Raw genomic sequence first — 12,819 nt, forward strand, 5'->3', positions numbered from 1 at the left:
CTCTCGGCCGTACGTCAGGCGGCCAGGTGCGCCTGGACCTCGGCGGCGGCGTCATGGCCGTACGCCTTGGTGAAGCGCTCCATGAAGTGGGTCCGGCGCAGGGTGTACTCCTGGGTGCCGACGGTCTCGATGACGAGGGTGGCGAGCATGCAGCCGACCTGGGCCGCGCGCTCCAGGCCGACGCCCCAGGAGAGTCCCGAGAGGAATCCGGCGCGGAAGGCGTCGCCGACGCCCGTCGGGTCGGCCTTGGTCTCCTCCTCGGGACAGCCGACGATGATCGGCTCCTCGCCCACGCGGTCGATACGGACGCCGTTCTTGCCCAGCGTCGTGACACGGTGGCCGACCCGGGAGAGGATCTCGGTGTCGGACCAGCCGGTCTTGGACTCGATGAGCCCCTTCTCGTACTCGTTCGAGAAGAGGTACGTGGCGCCGTCGAGCAGGGTGCGGATCTCGTCCGAGCCCATGCGCGCGATCTGCTGCGAGAAGTCCGCGGCGAACGGGATTCCGCGCGTACGGCACTCCTCGGTGTGGCGGAGCATGCCCTCGGGGTCGTCCGCGCCGATCAGCACCAGGTCCAGGCCGCCGACGCGGTCCGCGACCTTCTTCAGCTCGATCAGCCGGGCCTCGCTCATCGCGCCCGTGTAGAAGGAGCCGATCTGGTTGTGGTCGGCGTCCGTCGTGCAGACGAAGCGGGCCGTGTGCAGGACCTCGGAGATACGGACCGACGCGGTGTCGACCCCGTGGCGGTCCAGCCAGGCGCGGTACTCGTCGAAGTCCGATCCGGCCGCGCCGACCAGGATGGGAGCGGTGCCCAGCTGGCCCATGCCGAAGCAGATGTTCGCTCCGACACCACCCCTGCGCACATCGAGGTTGTCGACCAGGAAGGAGAGGGAGACCGTGTGGAGCTGCTCGGCGACCAGCTGGTCGGCGAAGCGGCCCGGGAAGGTCATCAGATGGTCGGTGGCGATGGAGCCGGTGACTGCGATTCGCACGGCGTGAACGCTCCTGATGAGGAGAACGGTTGACAGTTCACGCTATCGGGTCGGCGGCAGCGTTCCTAAGCTCATGAAATACCCCATAGCGGAGCTTTCTTCGCGAACCGGGCGGGCATACGGTGCGGTTGAGCCGAACCGGGTGGCCCGCCCTGAGCACCCGGTCGGCGTACTCCGTGGAACCGCACGCTCCCCCGCTCCGTCCCACCGGCGTCAGGGGAGAACCGGGAACGGCCCACAGTCGAAGGAGCGCAGCGGTGACCAGCACGAAGCGGCCTCAGGAGAACACAGCGGGCGACGGCGACGCCGGACGCCCGCGCCGGCGGCGTTCCCCGCTCGCCGTCACCACGGTGGCGGCGGCGGTACTGATCGCCGGGGGCGGTGGCGCGTACTTCGCCACGAGCGCCTCCGGCGACGGCACGGCGGGGAGCGGCGGCCCGCCGCCGCTGGCCCTCGACAACGCGGCGAACGCGTCCGGTCCGGGATCCGGCTCCGGCTCCTCCGAGCCGCCCGGCATCGCGCCGGGCGAGCCGGATCCCGGCGGGGTCACCTACCGCGCGAAGGGCTCGCTGCCCGACGGCCCCGCGACGGCCCGTGTCTACCGTACGAACGGCGAGGTCGCGTCGGCGGACGTGGCCCGGCTGGCGGAGGCGCTGGGCGTGCCGGGCGCGCCGCGCTCGGACGGGACGGCCTGGAAGGTCGGCACGGAGAAGGACGGTTCGGGTCCGCTGCTCCGTGTCGCCAAGCAGGCGCCGGGCACCTGGACCTTCGACCGGTACGGTCCCGCGGGCGGTGACAACTGCCTCAAAGGGAAGAGCTGCCCGAGCGGAGGCGGCGGCTCCGGGAGCACGGCCTGGAGTGACGCGGCCGGGGGTGACGCCGTGAGCGAGGCGGCGGCGAAGCGGGCGGCGGCTCCGGTGCTGAAGGCGCTGGGCCAGGACAAGGCCGCGCTGGACGCCCGCCAGCGGATGGGCGCGATCCGGGTGGTGAACGCGGACCCGGTGGTCGGCGGGCTGCCCACCTATGGCTGGTCCACCGGGATCCAGGTGGGCGCCGACGGGCAAGTGACGGGCGGCACCGGCCAGTTGAAGGCGCCCGAGCAGAGCGACTCGTATCCGGTGATCAGCGCGGCCGAGGCGCTGAAGGAGCTGAACGCGTCGGGCGACACCACCGGCCGTGGCCGCATCGGCGGCTGCGCGACCCCGGCGCCGCTGGAGGGCGGGACGTCGCCGGAGGGCGGGAAGACATCGGAGGGCGGGAAGCCGTCCGAGGGCGGGAAGCCGTCGGCTCCGTGCACGCCGGGGAACGCGCCCGCGCCGGAGCCGATGGTGGTCGAGAAGGCGGTCTTCGGGCTGGCGATGCTGTCCGTGGAGGGGCGCGGGGCTCTCGTACCGTCCTGGCTGTTCGAGGTGGTACCGGGCGGGGCCGCCATGCCGTACACGGTCACGCAGCCCGCGATCGCGCCGGAGTTCCTGGCGAAGCCGAGCACGAAGCCGGCGCCCGTCCGGCCGCGGCCGGACGAGGGGACGCCGGGTGAGCGGGTCACCTCGTACAGCACCGCGGGACGGACGCTGACGCTGCACTTCATGGGCGGTGTGTGCGGTACGTACACGGCGACGGCGGACGAGAGCGGCACGGCGGTGAAGGTGAGGCTGACCGAGTCGAGCCCGGAGCCGGGGACGGTCTGTGTGGCGATGGCCAAGGCCCAGACGGCGAAGGTGACGCTGGACAGGCCGCTGGGCGACCGGCGGGTGGTGGAGGCGACGACGGGCGGCCCGCTGCCACTGAAGTCCTGAGACGGGCCCTGACAGCTGACACGCGCGAACGAGAGGCGGCGGCCCCGGCGGGTTCCGGGGGCGCCGCCTCTCGTTCGCGTGCTGTACGTGCCGCACGTGCCGTACGGGCTGTACCGCGGTCTAGCTGAAGGAGTCCCCGCAGGCGCAAGAGCCCGTCGCGTTCGGGTTGTCGATCGTGAAGCCCTGCTTCTCGATGGTGTCGACGAAGTCGATGGAGGCGCCGCCCAGGTACGGGGCGCTCATCCGGTCGGTGACGACCTTGACGCCGTCGAAGTCCTTGACGACATCGCCGTCGAGCGAGCGCTCGTCGAAGAACAGCTGGTAACGGAGGCCGGAGCAGCCACCGGGCTGTACGGCGACGCGCAGTGCGAGGTCGTCCCGGCCTTCCTGGTCCAGCAGGGCCTTGACCTTGCCCGCGGCGGCGTCGGACAGGAGGATGCCGTCGCTCACGGTGGTGGTCTCGTCCGATACGGACATCTGCTTCTCTCCCGGGTTGTACGGACTGCTTGCCGACAGTGCAACCGGCTCGGCCGCGGATTCATTCCGGGCCCTGGCGCGTGTCGTTTCCCGTCTTCATGCTCGCACACCGGCTCGCGATGCGGCAGCGGGCGTTCCTCGGGGGCCTCGGCAGGGCTCCGCCCGGGGAATGCGTCACATCGACACTATCGCCATCGTCAAAGTGACGTGAACCGGTTATGATAGATAGCGTCAATTAGACGAAAAGGCTCGTCTGCAGAGAAGAAAGGGTGCGTGACGTGACCACCGCCCAACCCCGTCAGGATCTCGCCGTCCAGCCGACGCCCCTCGCCCTGCTGCTGCTCGGCCGCGAGGCCGACCCGCGCAGCGAGCGTGGCGTGGAGTGTCCGGGCGACCTGCCCTCCCCGTCCGACCCGGACCTGGTGGAGCGCGCCCGCGCGGCGAAGGAGAAGCTCGGGGACAAGGTCTTCGTCCTCGGCCACCACTACCAGCGTGACGAGGTCATCCAGTTCGCGGATGTCACCGGCGACTCCTTCAAGCTGGCCAGGGACGCGGCGGCGCGGCCCGACGCCGAGTACATCGTCTTCTGCGGCGTGCACTTCATGGCGGAGTCCGCGGACATTCTGACCGGCGACGACCAGAAGGTCGTCCTGCCCGACCTGGCCGCGGGCTGCTCCATGGCCGACATGGCCACCGCCGAACAGGTCGCGGAGTGCTGGGACGTACTGACCGAGGCCGGCATAGCCGAGCGGGTCGTCCCCGTCTCGTACATGAACTCCTCGGCCGACATCAAGGCCTTCACCGGCAAGCACGGCGGCACGATCTGTACGTCCTCCAACGCCGAACGGGCCCTGAACTGGGCCTTCGAGCAGGGCGACAAGGTGCTCTTCCTGCCCGACCAGCACCTGGGACGCAACACCGCGGTGCGGGATCTGGGGATGTCGCTGGAGGACTGCGTCCTGTACAACCCGCACAAGCCGAACGGCGGCCTCACGGAACAGGAACTGCGCGACGCGAAGATGATCCTGTGGCGCGGCCACTGCTCGGTGCACGGACGCTTCTCACTGGACTCCGTCCGCGACGTACGGGAGCGGATCCCGGGCGTGAACGTGCTGGTGCACCCGGAGTGCAAGCACGAGGTCGTGGCGGCGGCGGACTACGTCGGCTCGACGGAGTACATCATCAAGGCGCTGGAGGCGGCCCCGCCCGGCTCGAAGTGGGCGATCGGCACGGAGCTGAATCTCGTACAGCGACTGGCGAACCGTTTCGCCTCCGAGGACAAGGAGATCGTGTTCCTCGATCGCACGGTCTGCTTCTGCTCGACGATGAACCGCATCGATCTGCCGCACCTGGTGTGGACGCTGGAGTCACTGGCCGAGGGCAACGAGGTCAACCGCATCCAGGTCGACAAGGAGACGGCGGACTTCGCACAGCTGGCGCTGGAACGGATGCTGGCACTGCCGTAGCCCCGCCGGGGCCGCTGCCCGGCCCGGCGCGAGGCCGACGTCAGCTCGGGTGAGTCCCCGACCGGTGCCGACCGGTCGGGGACTCGGGCGTCGCATGATCAGGGTTCCGAGTCAGAACGGCGGACCCGTCGAGGCAGGGAAAACGGGCACCTGGTCGCTCCGCCCCCGGGCACGGCCGTAACGGGCCAGGTCCTCCGCGCACCCGCGGACGGCGGCCCATGGACGGCCGACCACCGCACCGGCGCCCGCCGAGAGCGAAAGCTCCGCTTCAGCAGGCTCGGTGGCCGAGTGCCCCACGCGCACCGCACAGCTCACGGAAGCCCCCGGGGATCGCGTTCCCTCCGGCGCGGCCACAGTGATCTTGAGCTCGGCTCCCTGCGGGATGACCCCCTCCGCGGCCATCAGCGCACGCATCCGCGCCACGAGCGGCACGGCGCTGTCCTGAAGGGAGCCACGAGGCAGGGCAACGAGACGGTCCAAGGTCTCCTGGCCGATGCCACGCAGCGTCGTGATCGTCAGGCGTAGCTCACGGGCGCTGAATACCTTCCTGTGATGCAGGACGTACACCGCCACCAGAGCGGTGCGGACCGCGTTGCCCAGGGGCTCCTCGGACGCATGCGGCGCCGCCCACGCCCATCGCCGAGGCGCGATCCGGTGCGGAGCGTACCCCTCCGTCAGCCGTGAGAGAGTCCTTTCCCCTCGCCCGGCCGTGGGCCCCTTTGGCTTTACCGATCTTGGCTTTCGTCTTGCCCCGCATGGAGACCTGGACATTGGCCAGGTGCATGCCAGTACTGCCGTGCGCGTCATGGTCGATTTCCAGGTCGCCGCCAGGGACCGGGCCGGTCGGGCCGTCTGCTGAGTTGAGCCTCAGTCCCTCCACGCCGGCTTTGACGGTCTGATCGGTGCGATAGCCGTCCTGTACACCCGTGACATTCAGTGCCGTCTGGATCGCCAGGTCTGCGACGACGTTCTCGATGGCGGCCACCGCGGGCTGGGTGAGCGTCGCGACAATCTCCGCGACGGCCGCCTCCGCCATCTCCTTGAGGATGCGCTTGAAGGCGATCCGTCTTGCGACGCGGCGACGCGCCGGCTGGTTGCCGACGCTGCCGTAATGCCTGGCCGACGCAGTCCCCGCCGGCCAGGCTCAGGGGCGTTCCGCTTGATTGCGGGGCGTCCCTGGTGTCGTCTACCGTCTCTTACGTTCGTCAGCCGCCCAGGCGTTTCGAGCACGGCCGTCGCGCCGTGCTCCGCCCGAGGGGCGGTTCATGGAGCCGTCGCGTTTCTTCGGATGCCGTCCCGCTCGTCCCGCTCCAGCAATCCCCTTGTGTTCCCGGTCGATTCACCGTCTCCTCCGTACCGGACGAAGAGGTTGCCGCCCCATGCCCCGCACCCCGCTCACCGTCGCGCTCGTACTGCTCTGTTTCGTCGGTCCGTTGTCGACCGACATGTATCTGCCCGCCTTTCCCCGGATGACCGCCGAGCTGGGGACCGACGCGTCCGGGGTGCAGCTGACGCTGACCTCGTTCCTGGCCGGGATGACGGCCGGCCATCTTGTCTTCGGGCCGCTCTCGGACCGGTACGGGCGGCGGGGGCCGCTGCTCGGCGGGGCTGTCGTGTGTGCCGGGGCCAGTGCGTTGTGCGCGGTCGCGCCGGGGCTCGGGTGGCTTGTCGTGCTGCGATTCGTGGCCGGGTTCAGCGGGGCCGCCGGGGTCGTGATCGGACGGGCGGTCGTCACGGACGTCGCCCGGGGGGCCGCGGCGGCCCGGCTGTTCGGGATCCTGATGACCCTGTCCGGCACGGCGCCCGTGCTCGCGCCGCTCGCGGGCGGTGCCGTGCTCGGGGCGGCCGGTTGGCGGGGTGTGTTCTGGCTGCTCGCCGGGGTCGCGCTGCTGGTCACGGCGGCCGTGGTGGTGGCCGTACCGGAAAGCCTGCCGCCGTCGCGGCGGCGGACGGGCGGCGGCGGGGAGCTGCTCCGTACGGTACGGGCGGTCGCGGGCGACGGCGCGTACGCCGGCTACACCCTCGCGTACACCTTCGCCTTCGGCACGCTGTTCTGCTACATCGCCGGGTCGCCGTTCCTGCTGCAGAACGTGCTGGGGCTGGGCGTCGGCGTCTCGTCCGTGACGTTCGCGGGCGGCGCCGTGTGCACCGCGCTGGCCGGGGCGGTGAGCGCGCGGCCGGCGGGCCGGGTCGCCCCGGAGCGGCTGTTGCGTACGGGGGTGCGCACCGTGCTCGCCGGCACCGTGTCGCTCCTCGCCGCCGCCGTGGCAGGGGGACTGACGGTGGCCGGCTGTCTGGTCTCCATGGCGGTGGTGTGCGGCGGCCTGGGCCTGGTCCTCACGAACGCGACGTCCCTGGCGCTCGCCCGGGTCCCGGGCGCGGCGGGTACGGGCTCGGCGCTGCTCGGTACGGCGCAGAGCGCGCTGGGGGCGGTGGTGGCGCCGCTGGCGGGGCTCGGCGGAGCGGACACGGCCGTGCCGCTGTTCACGGTGATGACGGTGTGCGGCGCGGGGGCGGTGACGGCGGCGGGATGGGCGGGGCGGGCGGCGGCGCGGGTCCCGGCCGCGCGACAGTCCCCCTAGTCCCCTAGTCCGCTGGTTCCCCTACGAGCCATCGGCTCACACAGCGATGCCCCGGGGCGGCCCGATCCTCGCGGCCACCCCGGGGCATCCCCGGTCAGTACCTCAGTGCCTCAGTACGCCAGTACGTCGGAACCTCAGACATTCGCCGGTTCCGGTTCGCGCTGCGACTCCGGGGCCGGGGTGTCGTTGCGCTTGGCGTGCCGCTTCGCCGCCTTCTTCTTCGCGCGGCGTTCCTTCCGCAGCTCCACCATCGCGTACAGCGTCGGCACGAGCAGCAGCGTCAGCAGGGTCGACGACAGCAGGCCGCCGATCACCACGACCGCCAGCGGCTGCCCGATGAACCCGCCCTCGCCGGTGACACCCAGCGCCATCGGGAGCAGCGCGAAGATCGTCGCCAGCGCCGTCATCAGGATCGGGCGGAGCCGGTGACGGCCACCCTCGATGATGGCTTCCACCACGCCGAGACCCTGCGACCGGTACTGGTTGATCAGGTCGATCAGCACGATCGCGTTGGTCACCACGATGCCGATCAGCATCAGCATGCCGATCATCGCCGGGACGCCCATCGCCGTACCGGTCAGGAGCAGCAGGCCGATCGCGCCGGTGGCCGCGAAGGGGACGGAGACCAGCAGGATCAGCGGCTGGATCAGCGAGCGGAAGGTCGCGACCAGGACCATGAAGACGATCGCGATGGCCGCCAGCATGGCGAGAGCCAGCTGTCCGAAGGCGTCGTCCTGGTCCTGCGAGACACCGCCGATGGTCGCGGTCGCGCCCGCCGGCAGATCCAGGGCGTCGATCTCCGACTGGAGCGAGACGCTGACCGCGCCGGTGTTGTCACCGGTCGGCCGGGCCGTGATCGTCGCGGCCCGCGAGCCGTCGATGCGGGTCATCGAGACCGGGCCGGGGACGAGCTTCACGTCCGCGATCTGACCGAGCTTCACCGGGCCCAGGGGCAGGTTCTTCAGCTCGGAGATCGTCTTGGCCGGCTTGGCCGATGTGACGACGACATCCCGCTCGGTGTCGTCCAGGACCGCCTTGCCCGAGGTGGTGCCGCGTACCGCCTGGCCGACCGCGAGACCGAGTGTGGTGTCGTTGAACCCGGCCGCGGCGGCCTTGGAGTTGGCCTTGACGGAAATGCGCGGGACGGACTGCGACAGGTCGCTCTGTACGTCGGTGACGTCGTCGAGCTTCGCGACGGCGGCCTGGACCTGGTCCGCGGCCTTGCGGAGGGTGTCCGCCTCGGACGCCTTGACCACGACGCTCAGGTCCTGGCTGCCGAAGCCGCCCCCCGCGCCGATCGTCGTCTCGCCGATGCCGTCGACCCCGGCCAGCTCCTTCTCGATGCGGTCCTGCGTCTTCTCGTAGGTCGCGGAGTCCTTCAGGGTCACCTGGTACGTCGCCTGGTTGGCGCCCGTACCGCCGCCGAAGGCCGCCATGAAGCCGGAGGAGCCGACGGTGACCTGGTAGTCCTTGATCTCCTCGATGCCGGAGAGGACCTTCTCGACCTTCTTCGCGGAGGCGTCGGCCGACTCCAGGCTGGTGCCCGGGGCCAGCTCCTGCTTGATGGAGAGGACCTCCTGCTCGCCCTGGTCGAAGAAGTTGGTCTTGAGCAGCGGCGCCATGCCGAACGTACCGAGCAGGACGACGATCGCGATGACCACGCTGGTGATGCGGCGGCGGGTCGCGAAGCGCAGCACCGGTACGTACAGCCGCTGGAGCCTGCTGCGGTCCTCCTTCTCCTCGGCCAGGCGGCGGGCCTCCTCGGGGCTGACCCCGGCGGCGGCCTTCGGCGCGCGCAGGAACCAGTACGAGAGCACCGGTACGACGGTCAGCGAGACGAGCAGGGACGCGAGCAGCGCCGCCGTGACCGTCAGCGAGAACGAGCCGAACAGCTCGCCGACCATGCCGCCGGTCAGACCGATCGGCAGGAACACCGCGACGGTGGTGAGCGTGGAGGCGGTGACCGCTCCCGCGACCTCCTTGACCGCGGTGAGGATGGCGCCCTCGCGCTCCTCGCCGTAGGCCAGGTGCCGCTTGATGTTCTCCAGGACGACGATCGAGTCGTCGACGACGCGGCCGATGGCGATGGTCAGCGCGCCGAGGGTGAGCACGTTGAGCGACAGGTCGCGCGTCCACAGCACGATCAGCGCCAGGACGATGGAGAGCGGGATGGAGACGGCGGTGACGATGGTGGAGCGGAGCGAGGCCAGGAAGACCAGGATCACGATCACTGCGAAGACGAGACCGAGCGCGCCCTCGGTGGTCAGTCCGGAGATCGACTTGGAGACGGCCGGGCCCTGGTCGCTGACGACGGTGAGGGTGGAGCCGGAGCCGAGGTCCTTGCGGAGGTCGGGCAGCTTGTCCTTGACCGCGTCCGAGACGGCGACGGCGCTGCCGTCCTTGTCCATGGTGGCCGAGACGGCGAGGCTGGGCTTGCCGTCCGTACGGGTCAGCGAGGTCGCGGCGGCCGGCTTCTGCTCGACGGTGGCGATGTCACCGAGGCGTACCGGGGAGGGAGCTCCCGCGGAACCGCCCGGAACGCCGCCCGCGGCCGCCTGGGGCAGCACCCGCAGGTCCTCGATCTGCTTCAGCGAGGTGAACCCGCCGCCGACCTGGACCGTACGGCTCTTGCCGTCCTCGGAGAACGAACCGGCGGGGAAGGTGGCACCGCCGGCCTTCAGCGCCTCGGAGAGCGCCAGGGTGTTGAGGCCCGCGGCGGCGAGCTTCTTGTCGTCGGGGGTGACGGCGACCTGGAGGTCGCGGACACCGTCGACGGTGACCTGCGCGACGCCGGAGATGTCCTCCAGGGCGGGGACGACCGTACGGTCCAGCTGATCGGCCAGCGCCTGCTGGTCCTTGTCGGAGGTGACGGCGAGGACGACGGTCGGGAGGTCGTCCGTCGAGCCGGCCACGACCTGCGGGTCGACGTCGGCGGGGAGCTGGGAGCGCACGCGGTTGACGGCCTGCTGGACGTCCGCGACGAGCTGCTTGGTGCCCGCGTCCCCGAAGTCGAAGCTGGCCAGGACGACGGCGCTGCCCTCGCTGGCCGTGGAGGTGACGCCGCTGATGCCGTCGACCGTCTTGATGGAGTTTTCGAGCGGTTCGACGACCTGCTTCTCGACCACATCGGGGGAGGCACCCTGGTAGGGGGCGATCACCGACACCATGGGGAGTTCGATGGAGGGCAGGAGCTGCTGCTTGAGCTGCGGTATCGCGATGGCTCCGAAGACGATCGCGATGATCGACATCAGCCCTATCAGGGCCCGTTGCGCGAGGCTGAATCTTGACAGCCAGGACATTGGGTGTCTCTCTTCTGTGGTGTGCGCGGCAGGTGGACACGGCGGCTCTGCCACGGAGGGCCTGCGGCGCCTCCACGGATGGGCACGACGGCCCCTCTATACGATCGGCCATCGGCGGGGGCCGATGTGTAGACCGCAGGTCGAGTTCCTTATCCGGCTTGTACCGCGCTTGGAGTACACGCGAGAGGTGTGCTACTCCACCCTTGGGCGTACCAGGCCCGATTCGTAGGCGATTACTACCAATTGGGCCCTGTCACGAGCCCCTAGCTTGGCCATCGCGCGGTTCACATGGGTCTTGACCGTCAGCGGACTGACCTGAAGGCGCTCCGCGATCTCGTCATTGGAGTGGCCCCCCGCGACCAGCACCAGCACCTCGCGCTCGCGCACGGTGAGCGCGTCCAGCCGCTCGGGACTGACCACCGGGTCCGCGCCCTCGCCCGAACCCGCGCCCTGCGCGAGGAAGGTGGCGATCAGGCCCTTCGTCGCGGCGGGCGACAGCAGCGCCTCGCCCGCCGCCGCGATCCGGATGGCGTTGAGCAGTTCCTCCGGCTCCGCGCCCTTGCCGAGGAAGCCGGAGGCGCCGGCGCGCAGCGACTGCACCACGTATTCGTCGACCTCGAAGGTGGTCAGCATGACGACATGCACCGCGGCGAGATCCGGCTCCGCGCTGATCATGCGGGTGGCGGCGAGACCGTCCGTGCCGGGCATCCTGATGTCCATCAGGACGACATCGGGCCGGGTGGAGCGGGCGAGGGCCACGGCCTGCGCGCCGTCGGCGGCCTCCGCGACGACCTCCATGTCCGGCTCGGAGTCCACCAGTACCCGGAACGCGCTGCGCAGCAGCGTCTGGTCGTCGGCCAGCAGGACCCGGATCGTCATACGTTCTCCCCCGTGCGGTTCATGACCGGCAGTATCGCCTGGGTGCGGAAGCCGCCGCCGTAGCGGGGCCCCGCGGTGAGGGCGCCGCCGAGGGCGTTGACGCGCTCGCGCATGCCGATGAGGCCGTGGCCTCCGCCGTCCGCGGGCTCGCCCGTGCCCCGGCCGTCGTCCAGCACGGTGATCTCGATGGTGGCGCCCACGCGTACGACGCTGACCTCGGCCTTCGCCGCCTGCCCCGCGTGTTTGCGTACGTTGGTCAGGGCCTCCTGGATGATCCGGTACGCGGCGAGGTCGACGGCGGCGGGGAGGGGGCTCTCCGGGGCGCCCGCTCCGTTCGCCGCGAACTCGACGGGCAGGCCCGCGTTGCGGAAGGTGTCGAGGAGCCTGTCGATCTGGGCGAGGCCGGGGGCCGGTTCCGTGGGGGCCGCCGGGTCGCCGGACTGGCGCAGCAGCCCGACGGTGGCGCGCAGTTCGTCGAGCGCGGAGCGGCTGGCCTCCCGTACGTGGGCGAGGGCCTCCTTGGCCTGGTCGGGGCGCTTGTCCATGACATGCGAGGCGACACCGGCCTGCACATTGACCAGGGCGATGTGGTGGGCGACCACATCGTGCAGATCGCGGGCGATGCGCAGCCGCTCCTCGGCGACCCGGCGGCGCGCCTCCTCCTCACGGGTGCGTTCGGCGCGTTCCGCGCGTTCGCGCATGGCGTCGATGAAGCCGCGGCGGCTGCGGACGGCGTCCCCCGCGGCGCTCGCCATGCCGGTCCAGGCGAATATCGACAGATTCTGCTGGGCGTACCAGGGGTCGGGGCTCAGCAGCATCGCGACGGCGGTGAGGACGGCCATGGTCACGAGGCCGACCCGCCAGGTGGTGGGCCGGTCGGTGTGGGCGCCGACGGTGTAGAGCGCGATGACGGCGCTGAACACCACGGGGGCGGGCGGGTGGCCCGCGAGGAGGTCGACGAGGGTCAGCCCGCCGGTGCACAGCAGCACGGGCATGGGCGCGCGGCGCCGGAAGACGAGCGCTCCCGCGCCGAGCACCATGAGCAGGACGCTGACCGGCTCGGGGGTGCGGGTGCCGAAGGTGGGGCCGGCGGGGCCGGTGTGCTTCTCGGCGAACGATCCGAGCACCATGCCGGCGAGGACGGCTGCGGCCAGCACGCCGTCGGACGCGAGCGGATGCGCGCGCACCCAGCTCCGCGCACGGACGAGCGGGGTTCCGAGGGAGGTCACGTCGGGCATCCGGAAGGGGTCACGCTGCAACGGTACGGGGTACGGGCGGCGGCACTCACGCGCGTGACCACCGCGCCCAGGACCGCGCCCCGGACGGCA

Annotated in this window: 9 protein-coding genes; 3 read left to right on the forward strand and 6 right to left on the reverse strand. The window is 71.1% G+C overall.

The window, feature by feature from the left end; all coding sequences use genetic code 11:
* Positions 1 to 14: 14 nt before the first annotated feature.
* Complete coding sequence (locus tag ACZ7LS_RS01115; RefSeq protein ID WP_385135081.1) at positions 15 to 992, reverse strand: carbohydrate kinase family protein; 978 nt, start codon at positions 990 to 992, stop codon at positions 15 to 17.
* A 257-nt stretch (positions 993 to 1,249) separates the two neighbouring features.
* Between ACZ7LS_RS01115 and ACZ7LS_RS01120 the strand changes: the two genes are divergently transcribed.
* On the forward strand, positions 1,250 to 2,788 hold the full coding sequence (locus ACZ7LS_RS01120; RefSeq protein ID WP_385135079.1) for a flagellar basal body-associated FliL family protein: 1,539 nt from the start codon (positions 1,250 to 1,252) through the stop codon (positions 2,786 to 2,788).
* A 120-nt stretch (positions 2,789 to 2,908) separates the two neighbouring features.
* Here the strand turns inward: ACZ7LS_RS01120 and ACZ7LS_RS01125 are convergent, their stop codons facing one another.
* Entirely contained in the window at positions 2,909 to 3,265 is a 357-nt protein-coding gene (locus tag ACZ7LS_RS01125) for a HesB/IscA family protein (protein WP_329826308.1), read from the reverse strand.
* Between the two features lie 278 nt (positions 3,266 to 3,543).
* Between ACZ7LS_RS01125 and nadA the strand changes: the two genes are divergently transcribed.
* Positions 3,544 to 4,731, forward strand: coding sequence for a quinolinate synthase NadA (gene nadA, locus ACZ7LS_RS01130; RefSeq protein WP_382664040.1), 1,188 nt, complete (start codon positions 3,544 to 3,546; stop codon positions 4,729 to 4,731).
* 526 nt (positions 4,732 to 5,257) lie between these two features.
* Here the strand turns inward: nadA and ACZ7LS_RS01135 are convergent.
* Positions 5,258 to 5,767, reverse strand: a complete 510-nt coding sequence (locus tag ACZ7LS_RS01135) for a hypothetical protein (protein WP_385135077.1) — start codon at positions 5,765 to 5,767, stop codon at positions 5,258 to 5,260.
* A gap of 343 nt (positions 5,768 to 6,110) precedes the next feature.
* On the opposite strand from ACZ7LS_RS01135, the gene ACZ7LS_RS01140 reads away from it, so the two are divergent.
* Positions 6,111 to 7,313, forward strand: a complete 1,203-nt coding sequence (locus tag ACZ7LS_RS01140; protein ID WP_385135075.1) for a multidrug effflux MFS transporter — start codon at positions 6,111 to 6,113, stop codon at positions 7,311 to 7,313.
* Positions 7,314 to 7,447: 134 nt separating this feature from the next.
* Here ACZ7LS_RS01140 and ACZ7LS_RS01145 read toward each other — a convergent pair whose 3' ends face one another.
* The 3 genes from ACZ7LS_RS01145 to ACZ7LS_RS01155 form a co-directional block, all read right to left on the reverse strand.
* Positions 7,448 to 10,612: an efflux RND transporter permease subunit gene (locus ACZ7LS_RS01145; RefSeq protein ID WP_385135074.1), complete on the reverse strand. Its 3,165-nt coding sequence runs from the start codon at positions 10,610 to 10,612 to the stop codon at positions 7,448 to 7,450.
* 192 nt (positions 10,613 to 10,804) lie between these two features.
* Positions 10,805 to 11,491 carry a response regulator gene (locus tag ACZ7LS_RS01150; protein ID WP_382528664.1) on the reverse strand — a complete coding sequence of 229 codons (687 nt, stop codon included), beginning with the start codon at positions 11,489 to 11,491 and terminating at the stop codon, positions 10,805 to 10,807.
* Positions 11,488 to 12,729 carry a sensor histidine kinase gene (locus ACZ7LS_RS01155; RefSeq protein ID WP_382528667.1) on the reverse strand — a complete coding sequence of 414 codons (1,242 nt, stop codon included), beginning with the start codon at positions 12,727 to 12,729 and terminating at the stop codon, positions 11,488 to 11,490. The genes ACZ7LS_RS01150 and ACZ7LS_RS01155 overlap by 4 nt, the downstream gene beginning before the upstream one ends.
* Between the last annotated feature and the right edge of the window lie 90 nt (positions 12,730 to 12,819).

This window comes from Streptomyces sp. NPDC039430 (assembly GCF_055639435.1).